This is a genomic window from Pseudomonas sp. MWU12-2319 (genome assembly GCF_023242525.1).
GTDB lineage: Bacteria > Pseudomonadota > Gammaproteobacteria > Pseudomonadales > Pseudomonadaceae > Aquipseudomonas > Aquipseudomonas gingeri_D.
Genome location: NZ_JALJES010000017.1, coordinates 127,207 through 148,096, shown reverse-complemented (window position 1 = coordinate 148,096; position 20,890 = coordinate 127,207). Strand labels below are relative to the sequence as shown.

Sequence of the window (20,890 nt, the reverse complement as noted above, 5' to 3'; positions counted from 1 at the left end):
GGGGTCGGGATTCTCCGATAGCATGGATGTCATTGAATAACTGACTGGTAATCAGTAATGAGCTTCGACTCCAACCTGGCCAGCGGCCTTGGCGTACTCAACGCGGTGGTGGACGGCGGCAGCTTCGTCAAGGCCGCCGAAGCCCTCGACATGACCGCCTCCGGCGTCAGCCGGGCCATCGCCCGGCTGGAGAAACGCCTGGGCATCCGGCTGTTCGACCGCACCACCCGTTCGGTGAAGCTGACCGACGAAGGCCGTCGCTTGTACGAGGAAGTCACCCCGTTGCTGGCCGGTCTCGAAGAAGCGGCCCATGCCGCCAGCGGTAGCGCCAGCCAGGTACGCGGGCGCTTGCGGGTCAATATCGATCCGTATTTTTCCCGCCTGATCCTCGGCCCCGCCCTGGGCGAGTTCATGAGCCGCCATCCGCTGTTGCACCTGGAGCTCTATAACCGCGACCAACTGGGCGACGTGGTGGCCGATGGTTTCGACCTGGCCGTACGCTTCGGTCACCCGGCCAACTCTTCCCTGGTGGCGCGCAAGCTGCTGGACGTGCGGGTGCTGACCTGCGCGGCGCCGGCCTACCTGAAACGCCACGGGCGACCGCTGACACCGCTGGACATGGAGGACGAACGGCATGTCTGCGTGTCCTTCCGCGACCCGGAAACCGGGCGGCCCTTCCCCTGGGAGTTTCACCGTGCCGGCCGGCGGGTGGATGTGCGCAATAACGCGCGACTGGTACTCAACGATGTCGGCACCCTGCACAGCCTGTGTGAAAGCGGCCATGCCATCGCCCAGGTGCTTGACCTGGGGGTACGTCCGGCCTTGGACGCGGGTCGGCTGGTGGAGCTGTTTCCCGATTGGCCGGACGAGCGCTTTCCGCTGTATGCCCTTTATCCATCCCGGCATCTGCCGCCGGCCAAGGTCAGGGCGTTTCTGGATTTTATTATTGGGTTGAGTGCTGTTTGATGCGGTTGGGGGGTAAAGAGCTCGAGGCAATGTGCATGGCCGCCTTCGGCGGTTCGCGAGCAATCGAGCGTCGACCGGCTGCTCCTACAGGGAGATGCGCAGCAATAGACGTTCGCGTATTGCGTCGTAGGCCCAGTGATACAGGTAGGTATAGGGCAGGAAGAACAGCAGCACGCCGATATCCAGCAGCAGCGCCGTCAACAGGCTGAGATCCAGCCACCAGGCCACCAGCGGCACGCTCACCGCCACCAGGCCGCCTTCGAACAGCAAGGCATGGAGCAGGCGCGTCCAGACGTTCTGCTCCAGGGCAAAGCGCTCGCGCATCCGGTCGAACATCCCATTGAACAGGACGTTCCAACCCAGGGCGATAAAACAGTTGGCGACCGTCACCACGCCCATCTCCAACAGCGGTTTGTTCATCACCCAGGCAAACAGCGGCGTACACAGCAGCACCGCGAAGACCTCGAAGCCGATGGCTTGCAAAACACGTTCGGTAAAAGACTTGCCGGGGGTCATGATGGACGCCTCCATTGATATCCGAGGGTTGTCATTATCGCCACCCGGACAGATACTAAAAGTCGATTACCATCGACAAAAGCGATAGTTCATGGCCTCCAACGAAATGCTCCAGGCCTTTGTCCAGGCCGCGACCTTGGGCTCCTTCTCCGCGGCGGCGCGCAAGCTGGGCAAGAGCCAGTCGACCATCAGTGCCGCAGTCGCGAGCCTGGAAATCGACCTCGGCCTGGAACTGTTCGACCGCAGTACCCGCAAGCCCGGCCTGACCGCGGCCGGCCATGTCATGCTGCAAAAGGCCGAGGATATCCTTGCGGCCAACAACCGCCTGGAGATGAGCGCGCGCCAATTGGCCGGCGGTCTGGAAGCGAAACTGACGGTGGTGATTTCCGACACCTACCAGTCCAACCGTTTCGAGGCCACCCTGAGCGACTTCGAAGCCCGCTACCCGGACCTCGAGCTGGAGTGCCTGATCGCCGAGTGCGACGACCTGGTGGAGTTGGTCCGCCAAGGCCGGGCCCAGGTGGCGTTTGCCGAACGGCAGGACAGCTACCCGCCGGACCTGGGCAGTGCCACCGTGGATGAACGCACCGAATTTGCCGTGTTCGTCCATCGCGGGCATCCCTTGGCACAACAGGTCAAGGTCGATCAAGCCAGCCTGCAGCAGCACCGTGAACTGCGCCTGGCGAGCATCGTCAATCCTTACGAAAGTCGTGCCCAGGGCCGCTTCTGGTCGGCGTCGAGTTACCTGATGCTGCTGGAAATGGCCCAGCGCGGGTTCGGCTGGGCACCGCTGCCACGCTGGCTGGTGGAGCGCTTCGACAATGCTTCGCTAGTGGAACTGCCGCTGCGCGGCTGGCCAAGGCCGGTGGCGGTGGATGCGCTCTGGTCACGCCTGCATCCGCCAGGGCCGGCGGGCAGTTGGTTACTGGCTAGAATGCTGGAGTAATGGCCTCTTGTGGGAGCTGGCTTGCCAGCGATTACGATGCCACATTCACCGCTACTCTCGACCGACGCCTACAAATTTCCAGGCCCACGCTCGGCGCCTTTCAACGCCTCCAACCGACGCTCGATAAAACGCCGCTCCGGCGCCTGCTGTGTCAATTCCAACGCGCGCTGGTAGGCCTCCCGTGCCTGCTCAACCCGCCCCAACCGCCGACAGAAATCCGCCCGCGCCGAATGCGCCAGGTGATAGTCCAGCAAGTCGCCGCGCCCGAGGATGCCCTCCACCAGTTCCAGTCCCGCCAATGGCCCGTCGCGCATGGCCACCGCTACCGCCCGATTGAGCTCTATCACCGCCGAAGGCACGGCCCGCAGCAACAGGTCATAGAGCCCGACGATCTGCCGCCAGTCAGTGTCCTCGGCCGTCGCCGACTCGGCATGCACGGCCGCGATCGCGGCCTGCAAACCATAGGGCCCGAAACGTCCGGTACCCAGTGCGCGTTCCACCAACCCACAGCCTTCGGCAATCAGCGTCGCGTTCCAGCACGAACGATCCTGGGCATCGAGCAGCACCAGTTCCCCGCTCTCGGAGACCCGCGCCTGACGCCGCGACTCATGCAACAACATCAACGCCAGCAACCCCATGACCTCGGGATCGGGCAGCAACTCCAGCAACAGGCGCCCAAGGCGAATGGCCTCCGCCGTCAGCTCGTCGCGGGTCAGGCTGGCACCGAGGGAAGCGGAATACCCCTCGTTGAACACCAGGTAAATAACCCGCAACACACTGTCCAACCGCGCGGGCAACTCCGCCAGGGAAGGCACCTGATAAGGAATCTTCGCATCGCGAATCTTGGTCTTCGCTCGCACAATGCGCTGGGCGATGGTCGAGGGGCTCGAGAGAAAGGCCCGGGCGATTTCTTCGGTGGTCAGGTCGCAGACCTCGCGCAATGTCAGCGGCACCTGGGCATCCGCCGACAACGCCGGGTGACAGCAGGTAAAGATCAGCAGCAGGCGATCGTCCTCGACATCCTCGTCATTCCATTCACTCTGCTCCAACGCTTCGGCCTGGGCGATCAACTGCCCCTGGGATGCGGCAAAACGCGCCCGGCGGCGCAATACATCGATGGCCTTGAAACGCCCGGTGGAGACCAGCCAGGCCCGGGGATTGGCCGGCACGCCATCGCGCTGCCAGCGTTCGATGGCGATAAAGAAGGCTTCGTGCAAGGCCTCCTCCGCCAGATCGAAATCCCCCAGCAAGCGAATCAGGGTCGCCAGGATCCGCCGTGATTCCTGGCGATACACCGCCTCAACCTGCTGCTTGACGCTCTCGGCTTCGAGGGTCAATCCAGCAGCCCCTGGCGGACCAACAGGGCCAATCGATCCAGGCTTTCACCCCAGCCCCGATAAAACCCCATCTGTTCGTGGGCCGCCTTTTCCTCCGCCGACCAGTGCATCGCCCGGGCGGTATACAAGGTATGACCATCGGCCTCTTCGAGGGTGATTCGCGCCGTCATGAAGGGTTTGCCCGAGGGCGTCCAGTCGGGGGTAAAGGCGTCGGTGAAGACGATCCGCTCCGGTGCGGCGATCTCCAGGAACACGCCCTGATAAGAGTACTCGACACCCTCCGCCGTACGCATCAGCGTGCGAAACGAACCGCCAACCCACAGCTGCATTTCGCAGACCGGCATGGTCATGCCATGGGGGCCCCACCATTGACTCAGCAGACGGGGTTCGGTCCAGGCACGAAAGACCTGGTTGCGTGGCGCCTCGATCAGGCGACTGATGGACAACTCATGTTCAGCTCCCGAAAGGGGCAGCGGTTGACGGTTCATGTTCAGGCTCCTTTTATTCTTATGGTTGCCGTTCGAAAGCTCAGAGATTCAGTTCCCGCACCGGCCGCACTTCCACGCTGCCCACTCGCGCGGCCGGGATATGCCCGGCAATCTGCAAGGCCTCGTTCAGGTCGCGGGCCTCCACCAGATAGAAGCCGGCCAGTTGTTCCTTGGTTTCGGCAAACGGCCCGTCGACGATCGACAGCTTGCCGCCGCGCATGCGCACCGTGGTGGCGGTGCTCACCGGCTCCAGCGGCTCGGCGGCGAGCAGGCGACCACTGGCCCGGATCGACTCGCCGTAGGCCAGGCACTCGGGGTCCTTGGGGCTGTCGGGATGGGAATGCAGCAGTTCCTCATTACTGTAGATCAGGCACAGGTATTTCATGGGATGTCTCCAGGGCGGTCGAACAACTATGGCTGCTGTTCCGCGCTTTGGCGAAAGCGGCTGACGATCAGCAAGTGTACGAATAGTCGCTTGGAAGCAAAGGAAATCGACAGGCGTAAAAACTCGTAGGAAAAATAATATCCATCCTGCTAAAGCCGATAGAATTCGGCCTCCCCTACTGCCGGAAACAGGATATGCCGCTGTGAGAATTTCCCTTGTCGACTACGTCACGCTGACCCCCGCCCAACGCGAGCAGTTGGCCTTGATCCAGGTCGATGCGGCGCAACGGGAATTTTCCAGCGATATCACCCGGGGCCTGGCGGTGCTGCTGGCCCACACGGGCAATGACGTGAAGGGTTTTGTACTGCTGGCCGATGCGCTGCCGGTGGGTTTCCTGCTGCTCAAGCGGCCCCCGGCATCACCGGCCTGGGCCAGCGGCAATGTCTGCACCCTGCATGGCCTGCAAGTGGATAAAAACTACCAGGGCCAGGGCCTCGGGCGCGCCTGCATGCAAGCCCTGCCGGACGCCGCTCGCGGCGCCTGGCCGGCTACCCGCCAGCTGATGCTGATGGTCGACGCAGACAATGACGCCGCCCGCGGGCTCTACCTCAAACAGGGATTTGTCGACAGCGGCGAGACCTTTCACGGGCGGGTCGGTGAAGAACGTCGGCTGACCTTGCCACTCTGAGGCGGGAGATTGTCATGAATGCCCGACTGACCCGCTACGACGACCTGAGCGCCCTGCAACGCGAACAGCTCGCGGACCTCGAAGTCCACCCCGGACAGCTGCAATTTTGCGGTGATATCCAGGCGGCCCTGCACTTCCTGCCACGCGAGCCCCATGACGGCGTGCTCGGTTTTGCCCTGCTCGACCATGACACCCCGGTGGCCTTCCTGTTGCTCAAGCGCCATCCTTTTGTCCCCCATTGGGCCGACGAAAGCAGCGCCACCCTGCATGCCCTGCAGGTCGACAAAAGGCTTCAAGGCCAGGGGTTCGGCGCGGCCTGCCTGCAAGCCCTGCCCGCAGCGGTACGCCAGGCCTGGCCCCAGGTCCGTCAGTTACTGCTGTCGGTAGGAACCGATAACCAGGCGGCGATGAGTCTTTACCTGAAACAGGGTTGGGTGGATACCGGTGAAGCCTATCGCGGCGAACGACGATTGACCCTGACACTTTAAAGTTGCCGGTGGCCATAAGTATGAGATCAGTTGGTCATTTACAGTAAAACTTGATCGCTGGGCAAATTCGCCTTCCAGTTATTAAATCGATGACGTCGCTGCTGCATCAGCCAGCGCATCGCTACTTGATAAGCCGTTATTTAACTCAAGTAGCCATTTAATAAACTGAAAGGACTCAATACCCATGGATGCAAAAAATCGAATCTCGAACAGCGCCCCCAAAACCTCGCCCTCCGCGGCCATCCAACGGCCCGGCAGCGCCGGAAGATTTGATCTGGAATTTGGTGAACACCGCGACGGCCTGGTTATTTTTTCAGAAAGAGGTCCTGGCTTTGTCGGCCCTTCTTTATTGCGGCCCGACGGCCGCCATCGGTTTATCGGCGTCCATGAAGACCAGCCAGAAAGTATCACCCAGGCCGACTTCAGCGAAGACGGCCTTTATTATCATGACTTCGCCCAGTCACTCGGAAGTTCCAGCCGAAGACTGATCAAGGCGGTCCTCGACGAAGACGACAAGTTCCTCCTGCTCGGCCACTTCCGCTCCGGTGAACAGGTCTTCTGCGCCCGTATCACTGAAGACGGCATGCCGGACCCCGATTTCGGCGACAACGGTCAGGTTGCCCTGCCTTACACGGCCCCCTGGATCGGCTATGGCCGCCGGCTCACCGTGCAACCCCAGGACGGTTTTATCGTCCTGGCCCTGAGGAACAGCGCCGTGGGCGAGTCGGCACGCGACGTTATCGTGCGTCTCGACCGCAACGGCAGTTTCGACCCGCGCTTCGGCACCTGCGGCGTGGTCACGGCACCGGAACCGAACATCGCGTTCGAGGCGGTTCAGGTCCAGGCCGATGGCAAGCTGATCGTGGCCGGCCGACGCGGCCGCAAGGCCATGCTGATGCGCTACGGGGCCACCGGCCTGCCGGACAAGACCTTCGGTTGCGCCGGCTATCTGGAGCTGGAGCCGGCCCGCGACGGCCACGCCGCGTTTTTTGATCTCGCCGTGCAACCCGATCAGAAAATCGTCGTCACCGGCTCCGCGGATCTGTCCCACAATATCGCCCTGCTCACCCGTGTCACAGCCGACGGCAAGCTGGACGTCACCTTCAATGCCGGAGTGCCCTGGGAGCTGCCGGAACTGGATATCGCCTTCGCCCTGGCGGTGCAGGAGGACGGGAAAATCGTCAGCGCCGGTCATATCAACAGCGGCAGCCGCTGCTGGTTGATGCGCCATTTGAACAACGGCGAACTGGACCCTGATTTTGGCGACAACGGGATCAGCCGCCTGATCTACATCGGCGATTCCACCAGCTACCTCTCCAACCTGGAGTTGCAGCCAGATGGCAAGATCCTGCTCTCCGGACGCTACGCCACCCATTCGGCGGTGATTCGCTGTTACGGCAACTGAGCACGTAGCGCCTGGGGAAAGGCAACGTCATGTCGGTGATACGGCGTTCCTCGATGCCACCCAGGCGCCCCAGAACAGGCTGGAAAAAAACCGCGTCGCGGTGCCGAACCCGGCCTTCTCAAGCAAGTGCTGAACCGCCGCCTCCGAGTGTGGCGGATCGGCCCCCTGGAGAATCTTGCCAAGCTTGGCGCGAACCGCGTCAGCACTCGCGCCCTGCTGGCGCCAGCGCTCGCCCCAGGCCGCCAACAACAGCGGCTGGCTGGCATAGGCCTGATGGTTGCCCGCCACAATCAACGGAGCTCCCGGTTTGAGCCGGGCGGCAATCGCCTTGAGAATGTCGTGCTTGGCCTGATCGCCGGGCAGGTGATGCAACACACCGATCAGGGTCGCGGCATCATAGGGCGGCTCGTCGGTCAGTTCCTCGACCGTGCCCAGGAATACCCGCGTGCGCGCCAGCAGCCCCTGGGCCTGGAGACTGGCCTGCGCCAACTCAAGCATCGGTGCCGAGGGGTCTACCGCGGTGAACCGCCAAAGCGGCTCAAGCGCCGCCGCCGTCAGGATTTCCTGAGCGGTACCGCCGGCGCCCACCACCAGAATCCTCGCCTCGCCCCCGCTGCCCAGGCTGGCCGCCAGCATGCAGGCGACCAACTCGTGACAGGCGTCATAACCGGCCAGGGCGATACGGCTTTGCTCGGCGTACTCACCGGCACGGGATACATCGAATTTCCGAGCGGAATCCAGAGGTTCGGACGACATGGGCTTTCTCTCTTGGCGGGGAACTTCAGCCCAAGGTAGTCGCCCTGCGAAAATAAAGAAAATTCATGTTTTTAATGCAATGCATTCCTTTCAGGAATACGAAAAACACCAGCGGCTCAGTGGCTATCGCGCCCCCGAACGCCCCTTTGATCACAAGCCGACGACGGGGTCGAGACAATGCTCAGCGGCATCGGGATGGCGATTTCAACTCAGTTCGTATCCGCCCTATATTGTTGCGCGAACGCCTCGTAAAGCTTTCATATAGTCGATGTCATTTGCCCGCCATTTCGACTATTTCTCTGCAGGTCGCCGCCTGCCGCGGTATTTTCCGGAGACCTGCCATGACCCATATCCAGATCGGCCTGCTTATGCTGTTGGGCATCAGCGCGTTCGGTGTGATCACCCTCTACCTCGACTTCTGGCGTGCGTCCAAGACGCAAAGGGAGAACAAATAAGCCGTTACAGGCCGACCAGACGATAGCCCACCTGCAATTCGGTGATCAGGTGTTGCGGCTGCGCCGGGTCGGCTTCGAGTTTTTGCCGCAGATGCGCCATGTGTACCCGCAGATAATGAGCCCGATCGGCATAGTCCAGCCCCCAGACATCCAGCAGCAATTGCCGGTGCGTCAGCACCCGGCCCTGACCCCGGATCAACGCGATCAACAGGCGGAACTCGATGGGTGTCAGGTGCACGCCCTCGCTGCCACGTCGCACCTCATGGGTCGCCAGATCGACCTCAACCTCGCCGAAGCGCACCTTGCTGCTGACCGCCGCCGTGCCGCTTTGCACCTGCCGCCGCAACTGCGCACGAATACGCGCCAGCAACTCGGGCACACCGAACGGCTTGACCAGATAGTCATCGGCGCCGGCGTCCAGTGCGGCGACCTTTTCGTCTTCGCGGTCACGGGCCGACAGCACCAGGATGGGCACGCTCATCCAGCCACGCAGTTCACTGATCAGGTCCTTGCCGTCACCGTCGGGCAAGCCCAGGTCGACGATCACCAGGTCCGGCTGGCGGCTCGCCGCATCGATCAGGGCACGCTTGCTGCTGTCGGCCTCGAAGACCTGGAAGCCTTCGTCCTGCAAGGCAATGCCGATGAAACGACGGATATTGGCTTCATCCTCGACAATCAGGATACGGGTGCTGGTCATAAGGTTTCCATGGACGGCGGTTGACCCGCCGGTAAGCTGATAACAAAACAAAGGCCGTTCGGCAGCCGCGGCCGGGCGACGACCCGGCCGCCGTGGGCTTCGACGATCCGCCGGACCAGGGCCAGTCCCAGGCCGATTCCGGACACCGCCGATTCCTGCTGGCCACGGCTGAAGGCTTCGAAGAGTTGCTCGGGGGCGATACCCGACGGGCAGCCCGGTCCGCTGTCGGCGATCTCCAGGACGATCTGCTGGTCGACCTGGCTCGCCGTGATCTCGATCGGCGTACCCGCCGGGGTGTATTTCGCCGCGTTGTCCAACAGGTTGACCAACACTCGCTCGATCAGCAGCGCATCGATCTCCACCAGGGGCAGGTCCGCCGGCAACAGCGCCCGCACCGGATGCCGGGCGAGGGGTTCGCGCAGTTGGCGCAAGGCGCTGCCGACCACCTCTTCCAGGGAATGCCACTGACGGTTAAGGCGCACCCCATGTTCCTGCAGGCGCGCCATATCCAGCAGGTTTTCGATCAAGCGTTGCATGGCACAGGCCTGATCGTGAATCCCGCCCAATAACCCGCCGACCAACGCGTCACGCACATGGGGCGCTGCGGCGTCGGCGGCGCCGATAATGCTGGTCAAGGGCGTACGCAGGTCATGGGAAATGGCTGCCAGCAAGGTGTTGCGCATGCGCTCGCCTTCCATCTGCACCAGGGTGCTTTGCGCCACTTCAACGAAATGCACCCGTTCCAGCGCAATCGCCAACTGGCTCATGCAGGCTTCCAACAGGCTTTGCTCATCGGGGTCCTTCAGGCGCTCGGCATCACTCAGGTCGAGGACCAGCACACCGCGCACGCGCATCGGCGCCTTGAGGGCAAAGTAGCAACCGGGGGCGGCCGCCAGGGTATCACTGCCCTGTCCGGCCGGGCGTCCGTGTTCATAGGTCCACTGGGCGATGCTTTCATCCACCGGGAAGACACTGCCGGCCAGGGTGCCGACCCGATCGCCGGCATCCGGCAAGGCCAGGCCGACCCGGGCCTCGAACACCCCGCTGAAGGTGCGCAGCGCCACCGCGCCGAGCTGTTCGACGGTCAGGGCCGCGGACAGGTCGCGAGCCAACAGCGCCAGCGAGGTCGCCCGGCGCTCACGGGCCGCCGCTGTGCGCGCCTCATGGCGCAGACGCGCGGTCAGTTGGCCGGTGATCAGGGCAATGCCCAGCATCAAGGCGAAGGTGAAGAAATACTGGGTGTCGTTGACAGTGAACGACAGCACCGGCTGGACAAAGAAAAAATCGAAACACAGCACCGCCAGCATCGCCGCCCAGACACCCGGCCCGCGGCCCAGGCGCAGCGCCACCAACACCACCGTCAGCAGGAACAGCATGACCACGTTGGCCGGGTCGAAGACTTGCAGCAACAACGCCGCTACCGCCGTGGCGGCGAAACAGGCCAGGGTCGCCCACAGGTAGGCCAGGCCCCTGCCCTGTGCCAGTCTCGGTTCCGCTTCCGGTCGGGACGGCGCCGTGCGCGGCAGCTCGCCATGGGCGATCACGATCTGGTCGATCTGCGGGTGGTGGCGGCTGATCCGGTCGCTGACCGTCTGGTGCCAGAACTGCCAGACCCGTCGTGGCCGATGGCCGAGCAACAGGCGGTTGGCATTGCGTTCGCGGGCACAGGCCACCAGGGTTTCGGCGACATCGATACCCGCCAGGATCGCGGTATCGGCACCGAACTCGGCGGCCAGGGCCAGGGTCTTCACCGCCGCCGCGCGTCGCCGCAGGGCCATGCCGCCCGTCGACACCGACTCGACATGCACCACGATCCAGTCGGCTTCGAGCTTCTGCGCCAGGCGCGCGGCTTCGCGCACCAGACGTTCATCCGAGGACTCACCGGCAACCCCCACCAACAAGCGCTCACGAGCGGCCCACAAGGTGTCGATGGAACGCTCGCGACGATAGACACGCATTTGCGCATCGACCCGGTCGGCGGTACGGCGCAGGGCCAGTTCACGCAGGGCCAGCAGGTTGCCTTTGCGAAAGAAGTGCCGCGACGCCCGGTCGGCCTGCGGGCCCTGGTAGACCTTGCCGTCCTTGAGACGCTGCAACAGTTCGTCGGGGGCCAGGTCGATCAGCACCACTTCATGGGCACTGTCGAACACATGGTCGGGGACGGTTTCCCGCACACGGGTGCCGATGATGCCGCTGACCAGGTCATTGAGACTTTCCAGGTGCTGGACGTTCAGGCTGGTCCAGACCTCGATCCCGGCCCGCAGCAGCTCTTCAATATCCTGCCAGCGCTTGGGGTGGCGTGAGCCGGGGACATTGCTGTGGGCCAACTCGTCCACCAGCAACACCGCCGGACGGCGGACCAGTGCCGCATCGAGATCGAACTCCGGCAACGTGCTGTCGCCATGGGCCAGGCGATGGCGCGGCAGTTGTTCCAGGCCGGCGAGCAAGGCGGCGGTATCACCGCGCCCGTGGGTTTCAATCAGGCCGGCGACCAGATCGCATCCGAGAGCCCGCTCGCGGTGCGCGGCCTGGAGCATGGCGCAGGTTTTCCCGACCCCGGCGTTCGAGCCGAAATAAATACGCAAACGGCCGCGCTGGGCGGCCTTCTCGTCGGCTTGCAGTTGCTCCAGCAGCGCATCCGGATCGGGTCTACCGTCGCGGATGTCGCGGGAGGTGTCATTCAAACTCATGTCATTCCTTGTCAGACGCACCCATGCCGGTCACCTAGACCACGCCCAAGCCGACCAGCAGCATATCGATCAGCTTGATCCCGGCAAACGGCACCAGCACCCCGCCCAGTCCATAGATCAGCAGGTTGCGATTGAGCAGCGCCGCCGCGCCGATGGCCCGGTAGGCCACGCCCTTGAGCGCCAGCGGGATCAGGAACACGATGATCAGGGCATTGAAGATCACCGCGCTGAGGATCGCCGAGTTCGGGCTGCCCAGGTGCATCACGTTCAAGGCGCCGAGCTGCGGGTAAGTCGCCACGAACGCCGCCGGCACAATAGCAAAATACTTCGCCACATCGTTGGCCACGCTGAAAGTGGTCAGGGCGCCACGGGTCATCAGCATCTGCTTGCCGACCTCGACCACCTCGATCAGTTTGGTCGGATTGCTGTCCAGATCGACCATGTTCCCCGCTTCCTTGGCCGCCTGGGTGCCGCTGTTCATCGCCACCGCGACGTCGGCCTGGGCCAGCGCCGGGGCGTCGTTGGTGCCATCGCCGGTCATCGCCACCAGCTTGCCCTGGGCCTGGTAGTCACGGATCAGTTGCAGCTTGTCTTCCGGCCGGGCCTCGGCCAGGTAGTCATCGACCCCGGCTTCCACCGCAATCGCCGCCGCAGTCAGCGGATTGTCGCCGGTGATCATCACGGTCTTGATACCCATGCGTCGCAACTCGCCGAACCGCTCCTTGATGCCGGCCTTGACCACGTCCTTGAGCTCGATCACCCCAAGGGCCCGCGCGCCCTCGGCCACCACCAGCGGTGTGCTGCCGCGCCGTGAGACTTCATCCACCCGCGCTTGCAGGGCCGCCGGGAAACCACCGCCCAGTGCCTCGATATGCCGGCGAATCGCATCGGCCGCACCTTTGCGGATCATCCGGCCATCGGCCAGGTCGACGCCGCTCATGCGGGTCTGGGCGGTGAATGCGACGAAGCTGGCGTTCAGGCTTTCCAGATCCGGCTCATTGAGCTCGAACTTCTGTCGCGCCAACAGCACGATGCTGCGCCCTTCCGGTGTTTCGTCGGCCAGGGACGCCAGTTGCGCCGCCTCGGCCAGTTCACGCTCTTTCATCCCCGGTGCCGGCAGGAAGGCACTGGCCTGGCGATTGCCGAGCGTGATGGTGCCGGTCTTGTCCAGCAGTAACACGTCGACATCGCCGGCCGCTTCCACCGCGCGCCCGGAGGTGGCGATCACATTGGCCGCCATCATCCGGCTCATGCCCGCCACGCCGATGGCCGAGAGCAGGCCGCCGATGGTGGTGGGAATCAGGCACACCAGCAAGGCCACCAGCACCGTCGCGCTGACCACACTGCCGCTGCCGCTCATGACCACGGCGAAGATCGAATACGGGCTGAGGGTGACGATCACCAGCAGGAACAAGGCCGTCAGCCCCACCAGCAGAATGGTCAGGGCCACTTCGTTGGGGGTCTTCTGGCGCTTGGCCGATTCGACCATGGAGATCATCCGGTCGAGAAAGGATTCGCCGGGATTGACGCTGATACGCACCACCAGCCAGTCCGAGAGAACCCGGGTGCCACCGGTCACCGAAGAGAAATCACCACCGGCCTCACGGATCACCGGAGCCGATTCGCCAGTGATCGCGCTTTCATCCACCGACGCCACGCCCTCGATAACGATGCCATCGAGGGGCACCAGGTCGCCGGCCTCGATCAGCACTACCGCGTCCTTGCGCAACTCGCTGGCCGCCATCGGCAACCATTGCGCACCATGACGCGGCTTTTGCAGGACCTTGGCCAGGGTCTGGCGCTTCATCCCGCGCAGGCTCGCCGCCTGTGCGCGGCTCCGCCCCTCGGCCAGGGCTTCGGCGAAGTTGGCGAACAGCACGGTGAACCACAGCCACAGGCAGATGCTCAGGATAAAACCACTCGGTGCCTCGCCCTGGCCGCCCCAGGACTGCACCCACAACAAGGTGGTGAGCAGGCTGCCGAGGTACACCACGAACATCACCGGATTTTTCCACTGGGCCTGGGGCAGCAGTTTCCGGAAGGCATCCACGCCGGCGGCCAGCAACAGCTCGCGGTCGAACAAAGGCAAACGGGCTTTCATGTCACTCATGATCGATTCTCTTACTCAGTGACGACGACTGGGGACTGGCGGGGTGTCGCCAAGGCATCCAGCGCCAGGTTGAGTTGCAGCACATTGACTCGCGGCTCGCCGAGCAGGCCGAAGGTACGCGTCTCGGTCGACGTCCGGACCAAGGTCAGCAGGGCGTCTTCGGACAGCTGCCGCAGCGGTGCGACGCGCCGCGCCTGGATCAGCGCGTTGGCCACTGAAATATGCGGGTCCAAGCCGGACGCCGAAGCCGTCACCGCGTCGACCGGCACCGGCGCTTGCGGGTCCAGGCCGTTCGAGGCGCGATAGGCCACGGCCCGCTCCTTGACCGCGTCGAGCTGACGCTGGCTGGTCGGGCCCAGGTTGCTGGCCCCGCTGAGGCCGGCGTTGTAGGGCGTGGTCACGGTCTTGCTGGCGTCGTTCGGATCGACGCTCTGGGTCACGCTGGGGCGGGCCTGGAAATACTCCGGGCGGCTGAACGCCTGGCCGATCAGCACCGAGCCGACCACCTGGCCGTCGCGCTCCAGCAGGCTGCCCTGGGCCTGGAACGGAAACAGCAGGTTGGCCGCCAGGGTGGTGAGCGCCGGATAGGCCAGGCCGGTCAACAACATGAACATCACCGAGGACACCAGCACCGGGCGCCCCAGGCCGCGGAACAGCCCTTGAGTCACCGCCAGCGGCGGCGTGGAAATACGCGTAGTCATGCAGATATCCTCACTTGTAGGTCTGGCTGGAGAGCAGTTGCAACTGCTCGACCACTGGCCCCAGCGCGAGCGCCGGCAGGAAGGTCAAACCACCGACCACCAGCACCACGAACACCACCAGGAACATGAACAGCGGCGTGGCGGTGGGAATAGTCCCGGCACCGGCCGGCGTGGTCTTTTTAAAGGCCAGGGAGCCGGCCACGGCGAGCATCGGCAGCAGGGTGAAGAAACGCCCCAGCAACATCGCCAGGCCGATGGTGGTGTTGAAGAACGGGGTGTTGGCGTTCAGCCCGGCGAAGGCCGAACCGTTGTTGGCGGTGCCGGAGGTGTAGGCGTAGAGCACCTCGCTGAAACCGTGGGGCCCGACGTTGTTCAGGCTGTCCAGGGTGCCCGGCCAGAGCGCGGCCAGGGCGGTGAAGCCGAGGATGCAGATCGGATGCGCGAGCACCGAGAGCATCACCAGTTTCATCTCCCGGGCTTCGATGCGCTTGCCGAGGAACTCGGGGGTGCGACCGATCATCATGCCCACCAGGAACACCGTCAGCAGGGCGTACTGGATCAGGTTGATAAAGCCCACGCCGTCGCCGCCGAACACGCAGTTGAGCATCATCTGCGCCATGGGCACGAAGCCGCCCATGGGCATCAGCGAGTCATGCATGGCATTGACCGAGCCGGTGGTGGCGCCGGTGGTGGTGGCGATGAACAGACTGGTATCGGCGATGCCGAAACGCAGTTCCTTGCCTTCCATATTGCCGCCGCTCTGGGTCGCCGACAGCAGTTGGTCGACGCCCAGCCGGGTCAACAGCGGGTTGCCAGCCTGCTCGGCAAAATAGACCACCGCGAGAAAGCCGACGAACATCATCAGGAAGGTGCCGAAGAACACCCAGCCCTGGCGCCGACGGGCCAACAGGCTGCCGAAGGCATAGGTCAGCGCCGAGGGGATCAGCAACATGCTGAAGATATGCAGGATGTTGGTCAGTGGCGTCGGGTTCTCGAACGGGTGCGCGGCGTTCATGCTGAAAAAGCCGCCACCGTTGGTACCGATATGCTTGATCGACTCGAAGCTCGCGACCGCACCGACGATCAGTTGTTGTTGCGCACCTTCAAGGGTGGTCGCCAGGGCCTGGGAGGAGAAGGTCTGCGGCATACCCTGCCAGACATAGACCAGCGCCATGGCGAAACACAACGGCAACATCACCCGGTAGAGGATGCGGGTGAAGTCCACCCAGTAGTTGCCGATATCCGTCGCGCTGCTGCGGCTCAAGCCGCGGATAAATCCGGCGGCGGCGACCACACCGGAGGTGGCACCGACAAACATCAGGAAGGTGATCACCGCCATCTGGCTGAAGTTGGACAGGCTGGTTTCGCCCGAATAGGCCTGCCAGTTGGTGTTGGTGATAAACGAGGCGGCGGTGTTGAACGCCAGGTCCGGGGTCTGGGCGGCCAGGCCCAGCGGATTGATCGGCAATGAACCCTGCAGGCGCAACAGCAGGTAGCCCAGCAGCATCATCGCGCCGTTGGACAACAGCAGCGCCGAGCCGTAGCGGGCCCAACCCATGGTTTCCCGTGGATCGACGCCCAGCAGGCGATAGATCAGACGCTCCGGCAGCGCATGGCCAGGGTGAGAAAAGACCCGGCTCAACCAGCGCCCCATCAAGACGGCAAGCCCGGTCATCAGACCCAGGACCAGCGCAAATTCCAGCAGTACGGTCAACATGTGCAAGCTCCGTTCAAATCTTGTTCAAGGCGACAATGAACAAGGCTGTCGCGCCGAAAAACACCAGGGTCGCGCCCAGGAAAATCAGGTCGTACATGGTTGGTTTCCTTGTTCTATAGGGTCCTTGCGGACCGCACGAAGCGCCTGCGACGAGGCGTGCGCAGGAATCAGAAGTCTTCGGCGCGGATCAGCGCGTAACCCAGATAGACGAACAGGCCGGCCGCGCCCAGGCCGCTGAGCAGGTAGATGAGTTTGAGTGTCAACACAGGTGTCCCCTTGCCAAATCGGTCGGCTCGCTCAAGCGCACGCAAGGGCGCCGCAAGCCAGATCAAAGGGTACGGGCGCGGGTATTAAGGTCGGGCACTGATTGCCGGGGGGGACGTTAAGATGGCGTATAGAAGAACGCTCCCCTTCTGCCGAAGGGGAACGTCAGCGGCACAGAATCAGGCCTTGATCGGCAACCAGATTTCCACCGTGCCGGTGCCTTTTTCCGGATTGAAATCGGCGCTGTAGCGCTCGAACTCCGGCGCTTCGGCCGCCAGGTAGCCGGATTGCGGCAACCAGTGGTTCCAGATGGCCTCGAAGGTGTGCTTGAGGGTGTCGAGGGAGCCCTGGTGTTCAAACACCGCGTATTGCTGGTCCTGCAATTCCACCCAGCGATACAGCTCAGGCAGGTCGTCGAGCTTGCTGATCTGCACTCCGGCGATGTACTCGAAGCCGCCCTCGCCATCCGGATGGCAGCAGATACCGTACGTCACCTCACCCACCTGGCTGGGGACTTTTCCGATGTGCGGCACGAAGGCATCCCACAGGTCAGGGATAGATCCCGACGTCTCGGCGGTAAAACGTGCGCCCAGGCCGGCAATCAACTGAAAGTGACCGTGCTCGAAGCGTGGCGCTGGCAAGGCCTGCGTGTAGCCAAGGTTATGTGCTGCGTCCATGAGGGCAAACTCCATAGGGGAAACAACTCCGAAAAGCAGTATAGAAGCAAATAATCCTGTCGTTGGGCGACCCGACGCTTGTCCCCCCGGCGGAAAATATTTTCCGTCGCCCATCTGGACAGATGACCAGCATCGCCCTTATTGTCTGCTCCGCAGGCCACCGCAGTGGCCGACGTCGCTCGGACGGTTCCGGGCGCTTACGTGTCAGAGGTTTACATGGCAGACCCAGGTTCGCCGCGCCGCTTTGCGCGCATTGATCGACTCCCCCCCTACGTATTCAATATCACTGCCGAGCTGAAGATGGCCGCCCGTCGTCGTGGCGAAGACATCATCGACTTGAGCATGGGTAACCCCGACGGCGCCACTCCGCCACATATCGTCGAAAAACTGGTCACCGTCGCCCAGCGCGAAGACACCCACGGCTACTCCACGTCCAAGGGCATCCCACGGCTGCGCCGGGCGATTTCCCACTGGTACAAGGATCGCTACCAGGTCGATATCGACCCGGAAACCGAAGCCATCGTCACCATCGGTTCGAAAGAGGGCCTGGCCCACCTGATGCTCGCCACCCTCGACCAGGGCGACACGGTGCTGGTGCCCAACCCCAGCTACCCGATCCATATCTACGGCGCGGTGATCGCCGGCGCCCAGGTCCGTTCGGTGCCGCTGGTGCCGGGCGTAGACTTCTTCGCCGAGCTGGAGCGGGCCATCCGTGGCTCCATTCCCAAGCCGAAGATGATGATTCTCGGTTTCCCCTCGAACCCCACCGCGCAGTGCGTGGAACTGGACTTCTTCGAACGGGTGATCGCCCTGGCCAAGCAGTACGACGTGCTGGTGATCCACGACCTGGCCTATGCCGACATCGTCTACGACGGCTGGAAAGCCCCGTCGATCATGCAGGTGCCCGGTGCCAAGGACATCGCGGTGGAGTTTTTCACCCTGTCCAAGAGCTACAACATGGCCGGCTGGCGCATCGGTTTCATGGTCGGCAATCCGGAGTTGGTCAGCGCCCTGGCGCGGATCAAGAGTTACCACGACTACGGCACCTTCACGCCGTTGCAGGTGGCGGCCATCGCCGCGCTGGAGGGCGATCAGCAATGCGTCAAGGATATCGCCGAGCAGTATCGCCAACGACGCAACGTGCTGGTCAAAGGCCTGCATGAACTGGGCTGGATGGTCGAGAACCCCAAGGCCTCGATGTACGTCTGGGCGAAGATTCCCGAGGAATATGCCCAGATGGGCTCGCTGGAGTTCGCCAAGAAGCTGCTGGCCGAAGCCAAGGTCTGCGTCTCGCCGGGGGTCGGCTTTGGCGAGTACGGCGACGACCATGTGCGGTTCGCCCTGATTGAAAACCTCGACCGCATCCGCCAGGCGGTACGCGGGATTCGCGGGATGTTCCGCACCGATGGCCTGCTGAAGAAAGCTACCGCGGAATAACCTGTGTAGCGAGTGCGCTTGCCACATGATTCGGGGCCGACACCTTCACAGGTGTCGGCCCCGATTCGTTTAGACCACCAGCGACAACAGCAGGATAAACACCAGCCCCACCACCGACAGGATGGTCTCCATGGCCGTCCAGGTCTTGAACGTCTCGGCCACGGTCATATTGAAGTACTGCTTGACCAGCCAGAACCCGGCATCGTTGACGTGGGACAGGATCAACGAGCCCGCCCCCGTCGCCAGCACCAGCAGTTCACGGTTCACCCCTGGGATCAGGTCCACCACCGGCATCACGATGCCCGCCCCGGTAATGGTCGCCACCGTCGCCGAACCCGTGGCGATGCGGATCACCGCCGCCACCAGCCAGGCCAGCAGGATCGGTGAAATCTGCGCATTCACGGCGATATGCCCGATCACGTCACCCACGCCACTGGTCACCAGCATCTGCTTGAAGCCACCGCCGGCACCAATGATCAGGATGATCGCCGCGGTCGGCGCCAGGCTGGCATCGAGCAGCTTGAGCACGCGTTTGGAATCCATGCCCTGGCGCTTGCCGAAGGTGTAGAGCGCCAACAGCAGGGCCAGCAGCAAGGCGCTGATCGGGTGACCGATCATGTCCATCCAGATGCGGAAGAAATGCCCGTCCGGCAGGGCAATGTCGGCAAAGGTCTTGAGCAACATCAGGAACACCGGCAGCAAGACGGTGACCAGGGTCACGCTGAAACTCGGCAGCGCTTTCACTTGCGGCTCACGGGCCAACTGGTCGACCAGTTCCTGGGAAGGGTTGCCCGGGATGTATTTGGCGATGAAGGTCCCGTAGATCGGACCGGCGATGATGGCGGTCGGCAGGGCGACGATCAGGCCGTAGAAAATGGTCTTGCCGATGTCCGCATTGAACACCCCGATGGCCAGCAGTGGCCCCGGATGCGGCGGCACCAGGCCGTGCACGGCCGAAAGCCCGGCCAGCAGTGGAATACCGATCTTGATCAGCGGCACGCCGGTCCGTCGCGCAACGATGAACACCAGCGGAATCAGCAGCACGAAGCCGATCTCGAAGAACAGCGGAATGCCCACCAGGAACGCCGAGCACATCATCGCCCACTGCACCCGCTCCTTGCCGAAGGCGCGGATCAGGGTCTGGGCGATCTGATCGGCACCGCCGGAATCGGACATCATCTTGCCGAGCATGGTCCCCAGCGCAAGGATGATCCCGACAAAACCCAGCACGCCGCCGAAGCCGTCCTGGAAGGCCTTGATGATCTTGTCCGCGGGCATGCCCGAGGTCAGGCCGAGAAACGCCGAGGCGATGATCAAGCCGATAAAGGGGTGAATCCTGAAGCGGGTGATCAACACGATCAGCCCGATAATCGTGACCACTGCATCCAGCAACAGATAGGTCTCGTGGGACAGTCCGAACATAAGGTGTCTCCTGCTTGTTGTTTTTATGCGTTGCGTGATTTGACGATAGCCCAATGGGATAGCGCTATCTTTTCGAGACGAAAATCAGGCCGAACGTTCCAGCCCGTGTGCCTGCCACCAGCGATGAGCCGACTGGGCCAGACGCTCGATGCTCTGGGTCGAGGCATCGAGGGCCAGGGTCAGGGGCTCGCCGACCGGCGATTCAAGGGTGGCGAACTGGCTGTCGATCAGGGTCGAGGGCATGAAGTGCCCGGGACGATGGGCCACCCGCTCGGCGGCGACTTCACGGCTCAGTTCGAGAAATACGAAGCCCAGGCCCGGCGCCGCGCTGCGCAGGCGTTCGCGGTAGCTGTGCTTGAGCGCCGAACAGGTCAGCACCGGATGCCCGCCCGTGGCCAGGACCGCGCGCAATTCGTCGCACAGGCTGTCGAGCCAGCCGGCACGGTCGTCATCGGTCAGGGGGATGCCGGCACTCATCTTGGCAATATTGGCGGCGGGGTGAAAGCTGTCGCCTTCGATCTGGGTCGCGCCGTTGAGCCGGCACAGGGCCTCGCCCACACTGGACTTGCCGCAACCGGAGACGCCCATGATGACCAGGGCAGTGATGGGTTGACTCATGTAACACCTCAGCACGCAGACAGCGCTGTCTTTGTCGAAGCTTCCATTACTCGGAAAGCAAAGCACAAAACACAGACTACCGACGCTTTCTTGTCATTTTTATGGGGTGATGCGCTAAACATCCACG

At 63.2% G+C, this 20,890-nt stretch carries 20 protein-coding genes; 6 read left to right on the top strand and 14 right to left on the bottom strand.

Annotation, left to right across the window (positions count from 1 at the left end; translation table 11 throughout):
- Positions 1-57: 57 nt before the first annotated feature.
- Positions 58-966: a LysR family transcriptional regulator gene (locus M5C01_RS25295; protein WP_152741263.1), complete on the top strand. Its 909-nt coding sequence runs from the start codon at positions 58-60 to the stop codon at positions 964-966.
- An 84-nt stretch (positions 967-1,050) separates the two neighbouring features.
- On the opposite strand, the gene M5C01_RS25290 is transcribed toward M5C01_RS25295, so the two are convergent.
- Positions 1,051-1,482, bottom strand: a complete 432-nt coding sequence (locus tag M5C01_RS25290) for a multidrug/biocide efflux PACE transporter (RefSeq protein WP_152741264.1) — start codon at positions 1,480-1,482, stop codon at positions 1,051-1,053.
- Positions 1,483-1,573: 91 nt separating this feature from the next.
- Here M5C01_RS25290 and M5C01_RS25285 point away from each other — a divergent pair, with 91 nt between their 5' ends.
- On the top strand, positions 1,574-2,428 hold the full coding sequence (locus tag M5C01_RS25285) for a LysR family transcriptional regulator (protein WP_152741265.1): 855 nt from the start codon (positions 1,574-1,576) through the stop codon (positions 2,426-2,428).
- Positions 2,429-2,496: 68 nt separating this feature from the next.
- Here the strand turns inward: M5C01_RS25285 and M5C01_RS25280 are convergent, their stop codons facing one another.
- Genes M5C01_RS25280 through M5C01_RS25270 form a run of 3 tightly spaced genes read right to left on the bottom strand, consistent with a single transcriptional unit; the run spans position 2,497 to position 4,638 of the window.
- A complete protein-coding gene (locus M5C01_RS25280; protein WP_152741266.1) occupies positions 2,497-3,765 on the bottom strand; it encodes an RNA polymerase sigma factor in 1,269 nt (422 codons plus the stop codon).
- Entirely contained in the window at positions 3,762-4,253 is a 492-nt protein-coding gene (locus M5C01_RS25275; protein WP_152741267.1) for an SRPBCC family protein, read from the bottom strand. The genes M5C01_RS25280 and M5C01_RS25275 overlap by 4 nt, the downstream gene beginning before the upstream one ends.
- A 40-nt stretch (positions 4,254-4,293) precedes the next feature.
- Positions 4,294-4,638: a YciI family protein gene (locus M5C01_RS25270; RefSeq protein WP_103498840.1), complete on the bottom strand. Its 345-nt coding sequence runs from the start codon at positions 4,636-4,638 to the stop codon at positions 4,294-4,296.
- A gap of 202 nt (positions 4,639-4,840) precedes the next feature.
- On the opposite strand from M5C01_RS25270, the gene M5C01_RS25265 reads away from it, so the two are divergent.
- The 3 genes from M5C01_RS25265 to M5C01_RS25255 all read left to right on the top strand — a co-directional run bounded on the left by M5C01_RS25265 (position 4,841) and on the right by M5C01_RS25255 (position 7,219).
- The gene (locus M5C01_RS25265) at positions 4,841-5,326 is read left to right on the top strand and encodes a GNAT family N-acetyltransferase (RefSeq protein ID WP_103498841.1); all 486 of its coding nucleotides are present in this window, start codon (positions 4,841-4,843) and stop codon (positions 5,324-5,326) included.
- Between the two features lie 14 nt (positions 5,327-5,340).
- On the top strand, positions 5,341-5,814 hold the full coding sequence (locus tag M5C01_RS25260) for a GNAT family N-acetyltransferase (protein ID WP_152741269.1): 474 nt from the start codon (positions 5,341-5,343) through the stop codon (positions 5,812-5,814).
- Positions 5,815-5,998: 184 nt separating this feature from the next.
- A complete protein-coding gene (locus M5C01_RS25255; protein WP_103498843.1) occupies positions 5,999-7,219 on the top strand; it encodes a hemolysin in 1,221 nt (406 codons plus the stop codon).
- 27 nt (positions 7,220-7,246) lie between these two features.
- Here the strand turns inward: M5C01_RS25255 and M5C01_RS25250 are convergent, their stop codons facing one another.
- The 8 genes from M5C01_RS25250 to M5C01_RS25215 all read right to left on the bottom strand — a co-directional run bounded on the left by M5C01_RS25250 (position 7,247) and on the right by M5C01_RS25215 (position 17,286).
- Entirely contained in the window at positions 7,247-7,975 is a 729-nt protein-coding gene (locus M5C01_RS25250; RefSeq protein ID WP_103498844.1) for a class I SAM-dependent methyltransferase, read from the bottom strand.
- Positions 7,976-8,434: 459 nt separating this feature from the next.
- On the bottom strand, positions 8,435-9,127 hold the full coding sequence (locus tag M5C01_RS25245) for a response regulator (RefSeq protein ID WP_103498845.1): 693 nt from the start codon (positions 9,125-9,127) through the stop codon (positions 8,435-8,437).
- Positions 9,124-11,817, bottom strand: coding sequence for a sensor histidine kinase KdpD (locus tag M5C01_RS25240; RefSeq protein WP_152741270.1), 2,694 nt, complete (start codon positions 11,815-11,817; stop codon positions 9,124-9,126). The genes M5C01_RS25245 and M5C01_RS25240 overlap by 4 nt, the downstream gene beginning before the upstream one ends.
- Before the next feature lie 34 nt (positions 11,818-11,851).
- Entirely contained in the window at positions 11,852-13,918 is a 2,067-nt protein-coding gene (gene kdpB, locus M5C01_RS25235) for a potassium-transporting ATPase subunit KdpB (protein ID WP_152741349.1), read from the bottom strand.
- Positions 13,919-13,938: 20 nt separating this feature from the next.
- Positions 13,939-14,628 (bottom strand): potassium-transporting ATPase subunit KdpC, encoded by a 690-nt coding sequence (kdpC, locus tag M5C01_RS25230; protein ID WP_152741271.1) that lies wholly within the window; start codon positions 14,626-14,628, stop codon positions 13,939-13,941.
- 10 nt (positions 14,629-14,638) lie between these two features.
- Positions 14,639-16,345, bottom strand: coding sequence for a potassium-transporting ATPase subunit KdpA (kdpA, locus tag M5C01_RS25225; protein ID WP_152741272.1), 1,707 nt, complete (start codon positions 16,343-16,345; stop codon positions 14,639-14,641).
- Between the two features lie 167 nt (positions 16,346-16,512).
- Positions 16,513-16,611 carry a potassium-transporting ATPase subunit F gene (locus M5C01_RS25220; RefSeq protein WP_103498850.1) on the bottom strand — a complete coding sequence of 33 codons (99 nt, stop codon included), beginning with the start codon at positions 16,609-16,611 and terminating at the stop codon, positions 16,513-16,515.
- 177 nt (positions 16,612-16,788) lie between these two features.
- Complete coding sequence (locus M5C01_RS25215) at positions 16,789-17,286, bottom strand: GyrI-like domain-containing protein (protein ID WP_103498851.1); 498 nt, start codon at positions 17,284-17,286, stop codon at positions 16,789-16,791.
- Positions 17,287-17,502: 216 nt separating this feature from the next.
- Between M5C01_RS25215 and alaC the strand changes: the two genes are divergently transcribed.
- Complete coding sequence (gene alaC / locus M5C01_RS25210; RefSeq protein WP_103498852.1) at positions 17,503-18,723, top strand: alanine transaminase; 1,221 nt, start codon at positions 17,503-17,505, stop codon at positions 18,721-18,723.
- Between the two features lie 69 nt (positions 18,724-18,792).
- Here alaC and M5C01_RS25205 read toward each other — a convergent pair whose 3' ends face one another.
- Together M5C01_RS25205 and M5C01_RS25200 are read right to left on the bottom strand one after the other, a co-directional pair.
- Positions 18,793-20,145, bottom strand: a complete 1,353-nt coding sequence (locus M5C01_RS25205; RefSeq protein WP_152741274.1) for a GntP family permease — start codon at positions 20,143-20,145, stop codon at positions 18,793-18,795.
- 84 nt (positions 20,146-20,229) lie between these two features.
- Positions 20,230-20,763 carry a gluconokinase gene (locus tag M5C01_RS25200; protein WP_103498854.1) on the bottom strand — a complete coding sequence of 178 codons (534 nt, stop codon included), beginning with the start codon at positions 20,761-20,763 and terminating at the stop codon, positions 20,230-20,232.
- Positions 20,764-20,890: the final 127 nt, after the last annotated feature.